Below are 17098 nucleotides of genomic sequence, written 5' to 3'. Positions count from 1 at the left end.
TGAACGATCCTCGAACAACAGGGTGATGCCGCCTTACCGCTCAGTCACGACCGGGCGTTCGGGCACGTGCAGCCGTGACATGATGCGGTCTACCGAGGACGGAACACGGCCCTTGGTCATGACGGACACAGCCACGGTCACGGCGAAGGCCGCCGGGACAGTCCATGCTGCCGGTTGGGCCAGCCAGGCCGGAGCGCTTCCACCGCCCATCAACGTGCCGGCCACCATGGCGCCGCCGCAGAGCAGCGCGCCGGTCAGCATGCCCGCGATAGCCCCGGCATCGGTGAGGCCACGCCACCAGATTCCCAGCAAAAGCACCGGACAAATGGTGGAGGCCGTGAAGGCAAACACCAGGCCAACGCTTCCGGCCAGGGCAAGGCTGTCGGTCGTGAAGGCAAAACCCAAAGGCACGACGGCGGCGAGTACTGCCGCGAGCCGGAACCCTTTGACGCTTCCACCGAAGAGGTCCTGGCTGATGACGCCGGACAAGGAAACCACCAGGCCCGACGTCGTGGACAGGAAGGCGGCGAAGGCTCCTGCGACGACCAGGGCCGAGAGGACATCACCCGCCGTTCCACCGATCAGCCTGCCTGGGAGCAGCAGGACCAGGGCGTCAGCTTGCCCGGACTGTGCCAGCTCGGGCGCGAACATTCGCCCGAGTGCGCCGGACAGCGTAGGGAACAGATAGAAAACGGAGAGTAGTCCCAGCACGATCAACGTGGTCCGCCGCGCTGACTGGCCGTCCGGGTTGGTATAGAACCTGACCAGCACGTGCGGTAACCCGAGGGTCCCGAAGAGCAGGGCGACCAGCAGGGAGATGTGTTGGTAGGCGCCTGCGGCAGCCTGGCTGGTCGGGTTGACTGTGAGGGGTGCTTGTGGAGCCGACCCATTACCGGCCAGTACCAAGAGGACGAACACGACCGGCACGGCCAGGGCCGTTAGCTTCAGCCAATACTGGAACGCCTGGACAAAGGTGATGGAGCGCATCCCGCCTGCCACCACCGTCAGGCACACCACCACAACCACCGCCGTCGAACCAACCCACGACGGCAGGCCCGTGGTGATCCTGATGGTGAGGGCAGCCCCGTGGAGTTGCGGGACGATGTACAACCACCCGACGGCAACCACCACCAGGCTCGTCACGCGCCGGACCAGCGCCGAGTCCAGCCGGGCTTGGGTGAAGTCCGGAATGGTGTAGGCGCCGGAACGCCGTAGGGGAGCGGCCACGAAGAGCAACAGCATCAGGTAGCCGGCCGTGTACCCCACGGGGAACCACAGTGCGTCGGTGCCTGAGAGCAGGATCAGTCCGGCAACTCCCAAAAAGCTTGCCGCGGAGAGATACTCGCCCCCGATCGCCGACGCGTTCCACCATGGTGGGACAGTGCGCGAGGCGACGTAGAAGTCGCCTGTCGTCCGGGAGATGCGTAAACCGTAGAAGCCGATGACCGCCGTCGTGAGGGAAACGGCGAGGAATGCGACGAGGCTGACAACGGGGTTCACTTGTCCTCCACAAGGTCCCGGTAGCGGGCCTCGTTCCGGGCCGCGGCGCGGTTATAGAGCCACGCACTGAGTCCAATCACCGGGTAGACGCCCACTCCGAGGGCCAGCCAATCCAGGGGAACTCCCGCAATCCGGGTTTCAGCCACGCCCGGACCGTACACAAGGATCAATGCGAACACGGCCAGGATGACCAGGAACCCACAGGCCACCACCAACGCGAGGCGCAGCTGCGAGCGGATCAGCGAGCGGACAAACAGGCGGCCGGAGTCGGAGTCCTCCGCTATTTCACGGGGACTCGTCACCCGGCCGGGAGCCAGGGGAGCGGACTGCCGCGGCGCCGTGACGCGGACCCTGGTCATCCTTGCGGCCGGATACGTGTGGAGTGCAGTTTGTCCCTGACAGCGGGAAGGTGGCGCCGGCTGATGGGCAGCTCCGCGCCGGACACAGCCACACTGGGGCCGGTGGCCGAAAGCCTCAAGTGCTGTACGTGGCTGAGGGCGATGAGGTACGAACGATGGATGCGGATGAAGCCGGCTTCCGCCCATTTCTGCTCCAGGTCGCTCAGGGGCACCCGGATGAGGTAGCTTGCCTCGGTGGTGTGCAGCCGGGCGTAGTCGCCTTGGGCCTGGACGTAGGTAACGTCGTCGCGCCGGATCATGCGTGTGGTGCTGCCAAGATCCACCGTGATCATTTCCGGCGCCGGTGTGCCGTCCTTGATGAGCTCGCTGATCCGGTCCACGGATCGGGTCAGCCTTTCGGCCCGCAACGGCTTCAGCAGGTAGTCGACGGCGGCCAGGTCGAAGGCCTCAAGGGCACAATCCTCGTCCGCGGTGACGAACACGACGGCGGGCGGGTTACTGGTGCGCGAAATGGCCCGCGCGATGTCCAGGCCCGACAAGGCGGGCATATGGATGTCGAGGAAAACTGCGTCAACGAGTTCCGTTTCAAGAGCCCTCAGGGCCTCGGCCCCCGATGACGCCCGGTGGATAACCCCAATCCGCTCGTCCCGTCCCAGGAGGAAGGCGAGTTCTTCGACGGCGGGCAGTTCGTCGTCGGCGACGAGCACGTTGATCATCCTTCTAGATTAGTCCGTGGTTCAGGCGTCGTGCCCGGGTTGCGACTTGGGCACACGCAGGGTGATCAGGGTCCCTTCGCCGGGTGCTGTCTCGATCACCAGGCCGTGCTCGTCCCCGTAAACCTGCCGAAGCCGGGCGTCCACGTTGCGCAAACCCACGTGATCGCCATCCGCGTGCCCGGCCAGTACCGACCTGAGGTGTTCGGGGTCCATGCCAACGCCGTCGTCCTCGATGGTAACTTCGGCGAATGCTCCGGAGTCATTGGCGCAGATGGTGATGTGGCCTGGGCCCTCCTTTGCTTCCAAGCCATGCCGCACTGCATTTTCCACCAGGGGTTGCAGGCTGAGGAACGGGATGACCGTGCTCAGTACCTCCGGCGCAATCCGCAGGCTGACCTGGACTCGCTCGCCGAACCGGGCCCTTTCCAGGAGCAAGTAGCGGTCGATGCAGCGCAGTTCCTCCGCTACCGTGGTGAAATCGCCGTGCCGCCGGAACGAATACCGGGTGAAGTCGGCGAACTCCACCACCAACTCCCTGGCCCTGGCGGGATCGGTATTGATGAACGAGGCAATGGCGTTCAGTGAGTTGTAGATGAAGTGTGGGCTGATCTGTGCCCTCAACGCCCTGACCTCTGCTTCCATAAGGAGGGTCCGGGACGCTTCGAGTTCCGCGAGTTCCAGTTGGGCGGCAATCCAATCAGCCACTTCGCTCGTGGCGCGGACCAGCCCTGCTCCTGCGGCGGGTGCCAGGGCGGCCACCGCTCCGACCACCCTGGACCCGGCCCGGATAGGCGCAATGACAGCGCTGAAGTCCTGCCCCGGTTTTTCAATGCCGGCATCGCGTGCGTGGGGGACCACCACCGTTCTGCCCGTGCTCAGCACGTCAGCCGCGAGGCGCATCAGCGACGGCCGGAGCTCTTCCCCGGCACCGTCCCAGGCAAGGACGGAGTCAGTATCCGTGATGGCCAGGGCATCGCAACCCAGCAGTACCCGCAATTGCTTGCTGGCCTTGGCTGCCCCGGCGGGTTGGAGGCCGCCCCGAAGGTGCTGCCCGGCCCTCGATGCGGCGTGCAGCGTGTTGTACGTGGCACGCTCGGCGTCGGTGCCAAGGTCGCGGAACGATCGGATCACTTTCAAGCCAACACCCACGACGACGGCGACGGCCAGCACGATCACGGCGATGGCAGCGAGGCTGAAAAGCGGAGAGTCGGGCATACAGCCAGCGTAGTCAATGAATTTGCCAGCATCCTGCCGTTCGGCGCAGCGGCGCGACCGTTGAGCGACGCCGCAGGGCACACCACTGGAATAGACCACATGCCGCATTCGATAGTGATTGCAGTCACATCAGCGCCGAGGGTGAAGCTGATGTGGGCACATCACAACCAGGAGGAACCAATGGGTAATGAGGCCCACCCCCACGACGCTGCGGCGTCCGTGGACTTCCAGGAAGTCCAACAAACGGAACAGTTCAGGACACTGCGCAAGCGGCATCGCAGCTTTGTCTTCCCCATGGCCGTCATATTCCTGCTGTGGTACTTCGCGTATGTCCTGCTGGCCGCCTACGCCGTCGAGTTCATGTCCACAAAGGTCTGGGGCAACATCAACATCGGCCTGATTCTGGGGCTGCTCCAGTTCGTCACCACGTTCGGCATCACGGCCTGGTACGTGAGCTACTCCAACAGGAAGCTCGACCCGATCGCTGCGGAGATCCGCACCGGGATCGAAGGCCACCACTTCGATAATGATGGAAACATGATCCAAGGGGAGGCCAAGTGAACGCCACCATGGTCCCGGCAGTCGAGGTCGCTGCCCTGAAAGACACCACGCTGTTGAACATGGGAATCTTTGCCTTGTTCGTCGCGGTCACCATGGTCATCGTGTTCCGGGCGAGCCGGAACAACAAGACGGCCGCCGACTACTACGCTGCGGGCCGCTCGTTCACGGGCTCGCAAAACGGAACGGCCATCGCAGGCGACTACCTGTCGGCGGCGTCGTTCCTTGGCATCACCGGCGCAATCGCCATCAACGGGTACGACGGCTTCCTGTACTCCATCGGCTTCCTGGTCGCTTGGCTCGTGGCCCTGCTGCTGGTGGCCGAACTGCTCCGAAACACGGGCAAGTTCACCATGGCAGATGTCCTTTCCTTCCGGTTGCGTCAACGTCCTGTCCGGATCGCGGCTGCGCTATCCACCCTCGCGGTCTGCTTCTTCTACCTCCTGGCCCAAATGGCCGGCGCGGGCAGCCTGATATCGCTCCTGCTGGGGATCAGCGACTGGGGCGGGCAAGCGCTGGTGATTATCGTCGTCGGCGCGTTGATGATCATGTATGTGCTCATCGGCGGCATGAAGGGCACCACCTGGGTGCAGATCATCAAGGCGATCCTGCTGATCGCCGGCGCCGCAGTCATGACAGCCATGGTGCTGGCGATCTACGGATTCAACCTCTCCAGCCTGCTGGGATCGGCCGCAGAGGCCGCCAACAACCCGGCCGTCCTCAACCCCGGCCTGCAGTACGGCAAGACCGAAACGTCCAAGTTGGACTTCATGTCATTGGGGCTGGCTTTGGTCCTCGGAACGGCAGCCCTGCCGCACGTCCTCATGCGTTTCTACACGGTTCCCACCGCAAAAGAAGCCCGCAAGTCCGTGGTGTGGGCCATCTGGCTGATCGGCCTGTTCTACCTCTTCACCCTGGTGCTGGGTTACGGAGCAGCAGCCCTGGTGGGCGCGGAAACCATCAAGTCGGCACCCGGCGGCGTCAACTCCGCAGCACCGCTGCTGGCCTTCCACCTGGGCGGTCCGCTGCTTCTGGGCTTCATCTCAGCTGTCGCGTTCGCCACGATCCTCGCCGTCGTCGCCGGCCTGACCATCACCGCAGCTGCGTCCTTCGCCCACGACATCTACGCGAACGTCATCTCGAAGGGCAAAGCCGACGCTACTGCAGAGGTGAAGGTTGCCCGGCGCACAGTTGTGGTGATCGGCGTCCTCGCCATCCTCGGTGGCATCTTCGCCAACGGCCAGAACGTGGCCTTCCTGGTGGCACTGGCCTTCGCGGTCGCGGCATCGGCCAACCTCCCCACCATTGTCTACTCGCTGTTCTGGAAGAAGTTCACCACCCAAGGCGCGGTATGGAGCATGTATGGCGGGCTCGCCGCGGCGATCCTGCTCATCGCGTTCTCACCCGTGGTTTCGGGTGCCAAGACCTCCATGATCCAGGGCGCCAACTTTGCGATTTTCCCGCTCAGCAACCCGGGCATCGTCTCCATCCCGTTGGCCTTCTTCCTGGGCTGGCTCGGAACGGTCCTGGACAAGCGGCGCGAAGACCCAGCCAAGCAGGCAGAGATGGAGGTGCGCTCGCTGACCGGAATCGGAGCCGAGAAGGCGGTGGACCACTAAGTCCATTCCCGCGGTAACCATGAAGGGCCCCTCCTGGCGTAACAGGAGGGGCCCTTTCGTGCTGGGTCACTTCTTGAGGCTGAGCCATTCAGTCAGTTGTTCCAACGGCCATGTGGTGACGATCCGTTCCTTCGGTACACCCAGGGCTTCCGCTCGCGCGGCCCCATACTGCAGGAAGTCGAGCTGGCCGGGAGCGTGCGCGTCGCTGTCGATGCTGAACAGGCATCCGGCGTCGAGGGCCATTTTGATGAGGTTGTCCGGTGGGTCCTGCCGTTCGGGGCGGGAATTGATTTCCACTGCGACGCCCCACTCTGCACACTCGCTGAATACCTTGGCGGCATCGAACTCGGACTCGGGCCGGGTGCCGCGGGATCCCTGGACGAGCCGTCCCGTGCAGTGGCCCAGCACATTGGTGTGCGGGTCGCTGATGCCGCCAAGCATCCTTTCGGTCATGGTCTTCTTGTCTGAGCGAAGCTTTGAATGGACGCTTGCCACCACCACGTCCAGCCGGTCCAGCATGTGCGGTGCCTGGTCCAGGGTTCCGTCCTCCAGGATGTCCACCTCAATGCCCTTGAGTAAGCAGAATCCGTCCTGTGAGTCATTGATGTCTTCCACCAGGCCCAACTGGTCCTCGAGACGTTCGATGCTCAGGCCGTTGGCAATGGTGAGGTTGGGGGAGTGGTCCGTGAGTGCCAGGTATTCGCGGCCGAGAGTGCGTGCTGCCGCCACCATGGCTTCGATGGGAGATCCGCCGTCGGACCAGTTGCTGTGACTGTGAAGATCGCCGCGCAACGCGGCCCGAAGTGTTTCGCCGCCGGCGGCCAGGGCTTCGGTGCCACGCTCCCGCAGGTCGGCCAAATACTCCGGCACCCTGTCCTCCAGCGCCTGGGTTATGACTTCCGCGCTCCGGTTGCCGACGCCCTTGAGGCTGGTGATCCTGCCGACACCGACCAGCTTTGCGAGGTCGTCGGGCGCCAGCTGCCGGACGGCGTCGGCCGCTTTACGGAAGGCCTGGACCTTGAAGGTGGGTGCTTGGCTGCGTTCGAGCCAAAAGGAAATTTCGTCGAGCGCCTCGATGGGATCCATGGCTCCATGATCCACGAACCAAGCGCACCATCAACAGTGGGCAGTGTCGATGGTGCGCCGGTCCGGTCACTACCTAGTGGTGGTGACCCTGCTCCAGGGCGGGATTGGAGCCCTGGCTGTGCTCTCCGTGTGGCACGGCGTGCTGTCCCGCCATCGACGCCGCCAGTCCCGGAGTTGCAACTGTTGCAACAACGACGGCGGCTCCGAACGCGGCTGCCAGAAGCCGCCCGGTCCTTGGCTGGCCGTGGGCGCCGCCGTCGTTGGTCTTGCGCTGCCGCCTCAGCCAGCCCGCTCCGGCGAGCGCCATCAGGGTCAGGCCGAGGGCGGCAAAGTGGCTCACATCCAACGAGCGTTGGATGCTGATTCCGCTCGCCACGACGGCGAGGTGGGCTACACCGGCTACGGCCAAGGCCGGAAGCGCATAGCGGGCGAAGACCAGGGAGTTGCGGTGCAGTCCCCACAGCGACCACGCGAGGAAGGCAAGTCCGGCCAGCAGGGTCACGGCGCCCGGGACCATGAGTCCCGGTGCCGTGGCTCCAGCTCCGGCGATATAGCCGGCGGCCACGGAGAGCTCGACCATTCCCGCTGCCATGGCGGCGAAATAAACGAACAACAACGTCGCTGCGCTTAGCGTGGGGTGGTTTTTGTTCTCCATGGTCGTAGCTCCTCGCTGTCCGGAGTCGGTGATCAACTGTTCGGTCATCAGCCCGTGGGTGACGTGGCGCTGTGCTTAGGCGCGGGCGGAGGCTACGACGGCCTTGTCCTGCGAGAGGGCAACGCCGAGCAGGACCACGGCGCTCGCGAGGTGCAGCACGTTGTCAGCGCCGTTGAGGGCGATGATGTTCAGCGAGCTGCCGACGAGGAAGAGCCCGACGATACCTACCAGCAGGTAGACCCCACCAACCGTGGTGTTGACCGTCTTGGACAGGGTGACACTGTTCATGCCTGAGTAAAGCAGGGCGGCACCGATGGCCAGGTGGATGATGTTGTGAAGCGGGTTCACGGCGAAGATGATCAGGTTGGCACCCTCGGTGGCGAAGAAGCCGATTCCCGAGGTGACAAAGAATCCGAGCACGCCTACCAGGAGGTAGACGGCTCCGAAGATGGTGGCGATCAAGCGATTGGGCGAAGTACGCATTGGTCCGAACCTTCCGATGATGGCCGGAGAACTCCGGCCGTCCTGCTGAATCCCAAGTGGGGTTCTCAAGCAGTGATTCGGACCATGCGCAGCGTCGGATGGGTGGCGGGAAGAAAAAACTTTGTGCAGTTAAGGGCGTAGCCGGATACTGCTCATTTTGAGGTCTTTGGTGCCCTCGAAAACGTACTGGAGGTCGATGGTCTTCCCGTCGCATTGCAGCTTGCCTGCGAGGTCGGCGGTGTTGTTGCCGTTGTTGGATTTCACGTTAACGGAGTTGTAGACCGGCTTGCAGGAACTGTCCAACCGCAGGCCTTCAATTCCGTCAATGAAGGATTGCTTGTCCAGCTCGTCCTTCAGCGGTTGGCTGAGGTAGTTGTCGTAGGCCTGCTCCGTTTGGCCGGACACAACGAGAGTGGTGAACTCGTCCGCGAGGGACCGTGCCTTGGACGTAGAGTCGCCCACTAGGTTGACGAGAACCAGGATGCCAGCAACGGCCAGGACGATGACGCCGGCGACGATGCCAAGGACGATCCACAGGACCTTTCGGCTCTTTTTGGGCGGCAACTGGCCGTATGGGCCGCCGGGGTATTGGCCGGGGTACTGACCGGGCGGGACCGGGCCATGGTTCTGGCCGGGTGCTGCGTACGGTGGGTACGGGTTTTGGCCATACTGTTGGCCGGGCGCTGCGTACGGTGGGACGCTGCCTGGCGGTTGGGCGGACGACGGCGGCTGGGCGGACGACGGCGGCTGTTGCCACTGCGGCGGCTGGCTTGAGGACTGCGGTTGTTGCCACTGCGGCGGTTGGGCGGACGACGGCGGCTGTTGCCACTGCGGCGAAGCGCCGGTCTGCGGTGGGTAGCCCGGGTTCGGGGGAACCGGCGGCTGCGCGGGGCCAGGCTGGTTCGGGTTCGGTTCTTGCGGGTTGCTCACGGTAGTGCCCCTTTCGGCAGCCTCTTCAACGCCACCACCTGACCGGGGACCTCTGGACGGCCCCCGGTTCGTCCACTTGAATCAAAGCGCATCCGGCACTTGGTGTACAGCCAACCCGCCCGTCAGGACTCGGAACGGCGCCCGAGTAATGGTTGAACGCGGTAGGGGATCATCTCTCGCATCGCCAGCGCAGTATCTGTCCGGTCCACTCCGTCGCAACCAAGGATCTTGCCGTTGATGCGGTAGAGGTCTTCCGCGTCCAAGGCGACGACCCGAAGCAGGAGGTCTGCTGATCCCGTCAGGCCGAAGCCTTCAAGGATTTCCGGGATGTCGGCAAGGTCCTGGGCAAGGGACGCGAGCTTCTGCTGTTGCACATGGACGGTGATGAACGCCGTCAATGGGTAGCCGAGCGCGACCGGATTGATGCGCCTCTCGAAGGAGAGGAACGCATGCTTCTTCTCCAGCTGGGCCATGCGGGCCTGGACCGTGTTTCGGGAGAGCCCCAACTTCTGTGCCAGGGCCACCACGGTCCCGCGGGGATCTTTCGCCATGGCGGAAAGGAGCCGGGTATCAGTGCCATCCAAAGGGTGCATAATGCGCAAGATTAGCACGGGCAGGAAAGCCCAAACAGAGCACATTGCTCAATTTCTGCGAGGGTAGTTGTACCCCTTGTAACTTGTGAGTAGGGTCACAATTAACTCCGGCGAAGGTGCCGGAGGGCCGGTCTGCGGCAGGACCACAAGTCCAGCCAGCGCCGACAAAAACGAGCCGGAAGGTTGCGATCACCTGTGTTGACGGATCAGGCGGGCAAGGGAGTGCACAACGACACTCCAGGCCCGGGACAAAGTGCACAAAATCCCCTGAGGACTGGCGGCAATCTGCTCCAGCTGGTTTCTCCGGACGGCGAGCGGATCAGCCATCCGGAATTCGATGTCTGGGTCAAGGACGTTGGTGATGAGGCTTTGTGCTCCTTGTATGAGGACATGACAGTCATCCGCCGCATAGATGCCGAGGCAACCGCGCTCCAGCGACAAGGAGAGCTCGCACTGTGGCCCCCGCTCCTCGGGCAGGAAGCGTCCCAGATAGGTTCGAGCCGATCGTTGCGCGACGACGACTTCGTTTTTCCGAGCTACCGTGAAAGCGGTGTGGCCTACGTGCGCGGAGCCCACCTCTCCGAAATCGCCAGGGTATGGCGGGGCAACGCCTCCTACGGGTGGGACCCCCAGCGCATCAACCTGGCGACACCCCAGATCATCATCGGTTCGCAGAGCCTGCACGCCACTGGTTACGCCATGGGAGTCCAACTGGACGGGGCCAACACGGCCGTCCTTGCCTACTTCGGCGATGGTGCCACCAGCGAAGGCGACGTCAACGAAGCCATGGTCTTCGCTGCCAGCTACCAAGCCCCCGTGGTGTTCTTCTGCCAGAACAACCACTGGGCCATTTCAGAGCCGGTCCGGCTCCAGTCGCACGTTCAGTTGGCTGACAGGCCCACGGGGTTCGGAATCCCGAGCATCCGGGTCGACGGCAACGACGTCCTCGCTGTCATGGCCGCAACACGCGTCGCTTTGGACAGGGCGCGTTCGGGCGGCGGCCCCACCTTCATCGAGGCAGTGACGTACCGTATGGGGCCGCACACCACGGCCGATGACCCTACCCGCTATCGCGACCCCATCGAGTTGGAGGACTGGGCCGCCAAGGACCCCATCCTCAGGTTGCGAAAGCTCCTTGAAGCCAAGGGCCTGCTGACCGAGGATGTGGAGGCCCGCGTCAAGGCGAAGGCTGACGCTGTAGCTGCGGAACTTCGCTCCAGCTGCATCGGCATGGCCGATCCGCAACCACTGGACGTCTTCAACCACGTCTACAGCACTCCCAATCCCTGGATAGAACGCCAGAAAGACCACTACTCGCGGTACCTGAACAGTTTCAACGAGTCCGTCGAGGAAGGTGCACTCTGATGTCCAAGCTCACTTTTGCCCGTGCCATCAACGCCGGCCTCCGGAAGTCACTCGAAAACGACCCCAAAGTGGTCCTCATGGGTGAGGACATAGGCTCACTTGGTGGCGTCTTCCGCGTCACCGACGGGCTCCAGAAGGACTTCGGAAAGCACCGGGTCATCGATTCCCCACTAGCCGAGTCAGGCATTATCGGCACCGCGGTTGGCTTGGCCTACCGCGGCTACCGCCCGGTGTGCGAGATCCAGTTCGACGGCTTCATCTACCCCGCGTTCGACCAGATCGTCAGCCAGGTAGCAAAGATGCACTACCGCACGCAGGGGCGGGTGAAAATGCCCATCACCATCCGTGTTCCCTTTGGCGGTGGCATCGGCTCGCCGGAGCATCACTCCGAATCGCCCGAGGCGTACTTCACCCACACCTCCGGGCTGCGCGTGGTGGCAGTGTCCAACCCGCAGGACGCCTACACGATGATCCAGCAGGCCATCGCTTCGGACGATCCAGTCCTTTACTTCGAGCCCAAGCGGCGCTACCACGACAAGGGCGACGTGGACGAGGCCATCGACCTTTCCACTGCGCTTCCCCTGGACAAGGCGGCTGTGGTGAACGCGGGATCGGACGTGACCTTGGTGGCTTACGGTCCTCTGGTCAAGACGGCCAAGGACGCTGCCATGGCTGCCGCGGACGACGGTATCTCCGTGGAAGTCATCGACCTCCGTTCCCTGGCTCCCGTGGACTATCCCGTGGTGGAGGCATCGGTCCGCAAGACGGGCCGCCTGGTCATCACGCATGAAGCCGGCCAGTCCGGTGGCCTCGGCGCAGAGATTGCTGCGAGCATCACCGAGCGCTGCTTCCATTACCTGGAGTCAGCTCCGGTGAGGATCACCGGTTTCGATGTGCCGTACCCGTACTCGAAGCTCGAAATGCACCACTTGCCCGACCTCGACAGGATCCTCGACGGTGTAGACCGGGCCCTGGGCCGCCCCAACTCCCTGAGCGGACTGGAAGGATGACCGCCACAATGATCAAGGAATTCAAGCTGCCGGACTTGGGCGAAGGCCTGACCGAATCGGAAATCCTGAGCTGGAAGGTGGCCGTGGGGGACACGGTCACGCTCAACCAGGTCATCGCGGAGGTGGAAACCGCCAAGGCTGTGGTTGAGCTGCCTTCGCCCTTCGCTGGAACCGTGGCTGCCCTCCACGAGCAGCCCGGCACCGTAGTGGAAGTCGGCAAGCCGATCGTGTCTTTCGAGGTGGACGACGCCGGATCCTCCAACGGTGGCGGCGCCACCAGCGGTAATGGCAGCGCGACGGAAACTCCCGGCACGGAGGCGGCCCCTGCGAAACGCGAGCCGAACCTGGTGGGTTACGGAGCCGTCGTCGAACACACGGGCCGCCCCACCCGGCGCGCCCGCGGCGCGGCCCAAGCCAGCCCAACGGCGTCGCCAGCACCAGCCGCCCCCGCCACTGGGGTTGGCGAACGTCCGCGCTCCACTCCTCCTGTCCGCAAGCTTGCGCGGGACCTCGGAGTGGACTTGTCGGCGGTTAGCGGGACGGGGCCGGGCGGACTCATTACGCGGGACGATGTCCACGCCTTCACCAGTGACGTCACCAGCGCTGTTGGCACGGCCCAAGAGATCGCCGGAAATGCAGCAATCCCCGCCCACGCAGCACAGGGCGAGCGGGAAACCCGGACGCCCATCAAGGGGGTTCGCAAGTTCACTGCCGCTGCGATGGTGCAAAGCGCCTTCACCGCGCCGCATGTGACCGAGTTCCTCACGGTTGATGTCACGGCGACCATGGACCTGCTGGCACGGCTCAAGGGCAACAGAGCGTTCGAGGGCTACAAGCTGACGCCGCTGACCATCGCTGCCAAGGCCGTGCTTGTGGCGCTCCGGAACAATCCCACGCTGAACTCGCGCTGGGATGAGGCCAGCCAGGAGATTGTGCAGTTCAACTACGTGAACTTGGGGATCGCCGCCGCGACACCCCGCGGCCTGACTGTCCCGAACATCAAGGACGCAGACCGGTTGACACTGCGTGAGCTCTCCACTGCGCTGACTGAACTGACGGACACTGCGCGAGCCGGCAAGACGTCTCCGTCGGATCTCTCCGGAGGGACTATTTCCATCACCAACATAGGTGTGTTCGGGATCGATGCCGGAACACCCATTCTGAATCCAGGTGAGGCCGCCATCGTCGCCCTCGGCGCTGTGCGGAAGGCTCCGTGGGTTGTGAACGACGAACTTGCGGTCCGCCAAGTCATGTCGCTCAGCCTCTCCTTCGACCATCGTCTGGTGGATGGTGAACAGGGTTCACGGTTCCTTGCCGATCTCGGTGCCATCCTGTCCGACCCGGCCATGGTCATGACCATGATCTAAAGCCCCTGAAGCTGCGCCGGCCCATCCCTTGACGAGTGCTTGCAGGAAACTGCAGCCAAGGGGTGGGCCGTCGCGCGTCCGGTCCTGGGACGCCTCAGTCCTCGGTGGGTGTGGTCCGGTTTGAGTGCACGTCACGCCAACTGTGCACGGGTTCGAATCCCAACAGTCTGCGGGCCTTGTCGATGGAGAGCATCGTCTCGTGCTCGCCAAGTTCCTTCACAACCTCGACGCCGGGAAAGACCTCCGCCGCAAGCTCAGCGCTGCTCCGGCTCATCACAGTGTCTGAGGCGGCGATGATGAAGGTCTCAAAACCCGGTTGCGCATGTTCCAAGGCCCGGACCACGGCAAGGGCACCATCCCGGGCATCGATGTATCCCCAGAGGTTCCATTTACGCAGAGTTGCATCGGAGTCGAAAGACGGGAACGCCTCGTAGTCTTCCGGGTCCATGACGTTCGAAAAGCGCAGGGCCGTAATGCTCAAGTCGGGGTCCCAGCGTGTGAGCTGGATGGCCATTTGCTCCTCGAGGTGCTTGACCAAGGAGTACGTGCTTTCGGGGCGCGCCGCATACTCTTCATCGACCGGAATGTAGGGTGGGTCGACGTCAAAGGGCAGGCCAAGTACCGTCTCGCTTGAGGCGTAGACCACCTTCTTGATTCCAGCTCTCCGAGCGGCTTGGAAGACGTTGTACGTCGAGACCATGTTGTTCTCGAATATCGCGGCGTCCGGTGCCAAACCCGGTGCCGGGATAGCGGCCAAGTGGACGATTGCGTCCAAGCCGCTGTGTTGATCGTCCAAGCCCATGATGACGTCAACGACCTGTCCATAATTGCGGAGGTCTACGTTGACATAGCCGCGGCCACGAGCGCCAACTCTGTCCATATTAAGGACTTCGTGACCATCCTGCGTCAGCCGCCGGACCACGCTCCTGCCCAGCTTTCCGCTTCCGCCCGTGACGGCAATCTTCATGGTCTGCTCCTTCTTAGTGGCTAAATCTGCTTTGTTCGGTAGCGGTTCGGTTTTCAGCGTAGGTGGAATGACGGCCGAACACAGCCCCTCAGGCAGGTCCTGGGAGTCCTAGGAAGGCCGGTACGACCCAAGGCATGTGGCTCGGCGCGCGGAAGTACCTGTCCTCGGCTGCCCCCCGCACACCGGATCCCTCATGTTTGAGTGGATCCGTCAGGTTCTGAGTGGTGTGTGGTGGTGGTTGCGTCGGGGTGTTTGTGTGGGGTCGATGTGGGGTGGGGGGATGAACCAGGGGACTCCGGTTGTGATGTTGATGGTCCATTGTTCTTTGTGGATGAGGTGGTGGTGGTGGGAGCAGAGGAGGGTTCCGTTTTCTGTTCCTGTGGTTCCGCCGTGGGACCAGTAGGTGATGTGGTGGGCTTCGCACCAGGGTGCGGGCATGGTGCAGTCGGGGAAGGCGCAGCCGCCGTCGCGGGCGGTGATGGCTTTGCGGATGTGGGGTGGGAAGATCCGGGTGGTGCGGCCGATGTCCAGGACGCGGGAGTCGGTGCCGAGCAGGACGGGGATGATGTCGGCGTCGCAGGCGATTTTGCGGATGGTGGTGGGGTGGAGGGGGCCGGTGAACGTCGCGGTGCCAGTGCCAGTGCCGGTGCTGGTGCTGGTGGTGGTCTTGGTGTCTGGGTTGGTGGGTGTGTTGCTGTGGGTGAGTTGGTCCAGGAGGTCTTGGTGGCTGATGGTGACGGTGAGTTGGGGTCGGAGTCCGCCGTTGGTGGGGAGTTTGCCGGTGGTCATCGCGAGGTTGCAGGCGCCGACGAGGCCGTCGAGGAGTTTTTGTGGCCGGGAGCGCCGGTCCAGGTCCGGTCCGGTGGGTTGGGTGGTGTGTCGGGGGTTGGTGGCGGTGTTCATGGCGGTGGTGAGGGTTTCGTATTGTTCGGTGGTGGCGAAGATTTCGAGGTGGTGCAGTCCGTAGCGGTGTCGGCGGCGGAGGAAGGTGCCTTGGAGTTGGCGGAGGGCTTCTTCGGAGGGTTCGGTTCCGTCTTGGTCGATCCTGTCGGTCCAGCGTTGGGCCATTTTGGTGAGGAAGTCGGGGTCGCTTTCGGTTGCGGTTCTGGTCAGTGCGTGTTCCATGCGGGTGGTGGTTTCGGCGTCGGTGAGGTGCCGGACTTTATCCAGGGCGGTGCTGATGATCGTGGCGGAGCGGGAGGGTATTTGGGCTGATCCGAGCGCGTCGGCGAGCGTTTCCCGTCGGGCGGGGAGGGGTTGTCCGGCTATTCCGGGCTGGGGGAGGACCTCGGCGGCGAGGGCGAGTCTGCGGCGGGCTTCGCTGATACTGATCCGCAACCGGGCGCGGAGGAACTGTGCGGCGTTCCGGTACCCGTCATCGAGCAGGGCCGCGTCGCTGGTCCGGATGACCGCGTGAGCGTCGCTGGCCTCACCGGCCTGGCTGGGAACAGCGTGCTCCTGGGTGCCTGGCGAGGTCTCGGTCCATCCCGTGGACCAGCCGGGGGCGGCTGATGACTGGGCGCCTCGAGCTTCATTCCGGGTCCGTTCCACAGCCTGGGCCGCGACCACCTGCAAATACTCCAACGACCGCGAAAGCTCCTCCACCCGACCAGCAAAATCCGCAGCCGCCTGGAAACCCAGCAGCCCGGCCTCGGCCATCGCGGAGCCGCGTAGCTCTTCCAAAGCCGTGGCGCCGTTCTCCAACGCTTCTGGAAGGCAGCCAAGCGGAGCGATGGTGCCTGGCCTGTCAGACATCCCTTTGCCAGGGGAGGCTGTGGCTCTTCCGGGCCGACCTTCGAGCCGCATCGTTGCAGGGACGTCATCGGGGGCAACAAGCAGCGTATCGGCGCCCGACGAATCCGTCCGCCGCTCCATCACCTGCCCGTCGCTGTCCATAGGAAAACCCTGTCACCCCGAACCCCCTACAGATCAGCCCCCAACCGGCCTATGTGGAAAACCACGTGCCGGCGTAACCAACGCCGTGCCCAGCGGTTCGCGTGAGGGCGCCTCCCTACGTTGTTAGCGCGGCATATGCCATCTGTTCCAGGATTGGTCGGGCTGATTTCGCGGCGATCTTCCTCCCGTGGTGGCGCACTGAATGTGGGGTGGAGTTGATCAAGCCGAAGGCCGCGTGGGCCCGCACCCGTAGGCCGGGAACATCTGCATCCGTGTGAATGCGGGCGAGGACTCCAACCCAGGTTTCAACGTAGGAGCGCTGCAACTGCCGTACTTCGGCCTGGTCGGCATCACCGAGGCTGCTGAAATCCCGGTCCTGTACACGGATGACGTCGGGGTTGCTCAGGGCAAAGTCCACTTGGAACCGGATCAATCCCTGCAGGGCTTCCGTGGGAGTTCCAGCGTCCGAGACCACTCGCAGTCCGCCGTCCAGGAGGTCCCGGCTAACGCTGAGGAGCAGTTCGCCAAGCACGGCCTGTTTGCCGGGAAAATGGCGGTACACGGCGGGTCCACTGACGCCTGCTGCTGCGCCGAGGTCCTCAAGGGACACCCGGCTGAAGCCGTTTTCCGCGAACAGCCCTGCGGCGGCGGACAGCAAAGCCAACCTGCGTAGCTCCTTTGCGTGGCTGCGTTGCGTCATGGCAGTGCGGCTACCGTCGGTGCTTGTTTCCGGGCCTACGGTCACGTTCTCCTCCTTGGCGCCCACGCCGGCAGAGCGG

At 63.8% G+C, this 17098-nt stretch carries 17 protein-coding genes; 5 read left to right on the top strand and 12 right to left on the bottom strand.

Going from position 1 to position 17098, the window contains the following annotated elements:
* Positions 1–33 precede the first annotated feature (33 nt).
* From ACNQOP_RS08890 to ACNQOP_RS08875, 4 genes are read right to left on the bottom strand one after another with little or no spacing between them, the layout of a single operon-like run.
* The gene (locus ACNQOP_RS08890; RefSeq protein WP_257368462.1) at positions 34–1500 is read right to left on the bottom strand and encodes a cation acetate symporter; all 1467 of its coding nucleotides are present in this window, start codon (positions 1498–1500) and stop codon (positions 34–36) included.
* The gene (locus tag ACNQOP_RS08885; protein WP_235519684.1) at positions 1497–1859 is read right to left on the bottom strand and encodes a hypothetical protein; all 363 of its coding nucleotides are present in this window, start codon (positions 1857–1859) and stop codon (positions 1497–1499) included. Before ACNQOP_RS08885 ends, ACNQOP_RS08890 begins: the two co-directional genes overlap by 4 nt.
* Positions 1856–2575, bottom strand: a complete 720-nt coding sequence (locus tag ACNQOP_RS08880; RefSeq protein WP_284987935.1) for a LytR/AlgR family response regulator transcription factor — start codon at positions 2573–2575, stop codon at positions 1856–1858. The genes ACNQOP_RS08885 and ACNQOP_RS08880 overlap by 4 nt, the downstream gene beginning before the upstream one ends.
* Positions 2576–2596: 21 nt before the next feature.
* Positions 2597–3790 (bottom strand): sensor histidine kinase, encoded by a 1194-nt coding sequence (locus tag ACNQOP_RS08875; RefSeq protein ID WP_257368458.1) that lies wholly within the window; start codon positions 3788–3790, stop codon positions 2597–2599.
* 180 nt (positions 3791–3970) lie between these two features.
* On the opposite strand from ACNQOP_RS08875, the gene ACNQOP_RS08870 reads away from it, so the two are divergent.
* Together ACNQOP_RS08870 and ACNQOP_RS08865 are read left to right on the top strand one after the other, a co-directional pair.
* Positions 3971–4351, top strand: a complete 381-nt coding sequence (locus ACNQOP_RS08870) for a DUF485 domain-containing protein (RefSeq protein ID WP_416404209.1) — start codon at positions 3971–3973, stop codon at positions 4349–4351.
* Between the two features lie 8 nt (positions 4352–4359).
* Positions 4360–5967 (top strand): cation acetate symporter, encoded by a 1608-nt coding sequence (locus ACNQOP_RS08865; protein ID WP_235519752.1) that lies wholly within the window; start codon positions 4360–4362, stop codon positions 5965–5967.
* 66 nt (positions 5968–6033) lie between these two features.
* On the opposite strand, the gene ACNQOP_RS08860 is transcribed toward ACNQOP_RS08865, so the two are convergent.
* From ACNQOP_RS08860 to ACNQOP_RS08840, 5 genes are all read right to left on the bottom strand, one after another.
* On the bottom strand, positions 6034–7053 hold the full coding sequence (locus ACNQOP_RS08860; protein WP_416404207.1) for a PHP domain-containing protein: 1020 nt from the start codon (positions 7051–7053) through the stop codon (positions 6034–6036).
* Between the two features lie 73 nt (positions 7054–7126).
* Positions 7127–7756, bottom strand: a complete 630-nt coding sequence (locus ACNQOP_RS08855; RefSeq protein WP_416404206.1) for a hypothetical protein — start codon at positions 7754–7756, stop codon at positions 7127–7129.
* Positions 7757–7783: 27 nt separating this feature from the next.
* Entirely contained in the window at positions 7784–8191 is a 408-nt protein-coding gene (locus ACNQOP_RS08850; protein WP_235519697.1) for a DUF4383 domain-containing protein, read from the bottom strand.
* Positions 8192–8320: 129 nt separating this feature from the next.
* Positions 8321–9121 (bottom strand): hypothetical protein, encoded by an 801-nt coding sequence (locus tag ACNQOP_RS08845; protein WP_416404203.1) that lies wholly within the window; start codon positions 9119–9121, stop codon positions 8321–8323.
* A 122-nt stretch (positions 9122–9243) separates the two neighbouring features.
* A complete protein-coding gene (locus tag ACNQOP_RS08840; protein ID WP_235519699.1) occupies positions 9244–9714 on the bottom strand; it encodes an Lrp/AsnC family transcriptional regulator in 471 nt (156 codons plus the stop codon).
* A gap of 195 nt (positions 9715–9909) precedes the next feature.
* On the opposite strand from ACNQOP_RS08840, the gene pdhA reads away from it, so the two are divergent.
* Genes pdhA through ACNQOP_RS08825 form a run of 3 tightly spaced genes read left to right on the top strand, consistent with a single transcriptional unit; the run spans position 9910 to position 13456 of the window.
* Positions 9910–11079: a pyruvate dehydrogenase (acetyl-transferring) E1 component subunit alpha gene (gene pdhA, locus ACNQOP_RS08835; protein ID WP_284987941.1), complete on the top strand. Its 1170-nt coding sequence runs from the start codon at positions 9910–9912 to the stop codon at positions 11077–11079.
* Positions 11079–12089 (top strand): alpha-ketoacid dehydrogenase subunit beta, encoded by a 1011-nt coding sequence (locus ACNQOP_RS08830; protein WP_257368448.1) that lies wholly within the window; start codon positions 11079–11081, stop codon positions 12087–12089. Before pdhA ends, ACNQOP_RS08830 begins: the two co-directional genes overlap by 1 nt.
* On the top strand, positions 12086–13456 hold the full coding sequence (locus ACNQOP_RS08825) for a dihydrolipoamide acetyltransferase family protein (protein WP_416404201.1): 1371 nt from the start codon (positions 12086–12088) through the stop codon (positions 13454–13456). The genes ACNQOP_RS08830 and ACNQOP_RS08825 overlap by 4 nt, the downstream gene beginning before the upstream one ends.
* A gap of 94 nt (positions 13457–13550) precedes the next feature.
* Here the strand turns inward: ACNQOP_RS08825 and ACNQOP_RS08820 are convergent, their stop codons facing one another.
* From ACNQOP_RS08820 to ACNQOP_RS08810, 3 genes are all read right to left on the bottom strand, one after another.
* Entirely contained in the window at positions 13551–14423 is an 873-nt protein-coding gene (locus tag ACNQOP_RS08820) for an NAD-dependent epimerase/dehydratase family protein (protein WP_416404200.1), read from the bottom strand.
* A 210-nt stretch (positions 14424–14633) separates the two neighbouring features.
* Entirely contained in the window at positions 14634–16178 is a 1545-nt protein-coding gene (locus tag ACNQOP_RS08815) for a DUF222 domain-containing protein (RefSeq protein WP_416404395.1), read from the bottom strand.
* Positions 16179–16434: 256 nt separating this feature from the next.
* Entirely contained in the window at positions 16435–17019 is a 585-nt protein-coding gene (locus tag ACNQOP_RS08810) for a TetR/AcrR family transcriptional regulator (protein ID WP_416404394.1), read from the bottom strand.
* Positions 17020–17098 lie beyond the last annotated feature (79 nt).

This window comes from Arthrobacter sp. LFS091 (assembly GCF_047977885.1).
GTDB lineage: Bacteria > Actinomycetota > Actinomycetes > Actinomycetales > Micrococcaceae > Arthrobacter.
The sequence above is the reverse complement of the archived record's forward strand: the minus strand, read 5'-3'. Positions and strand labels throughout refer to the sequence as shown.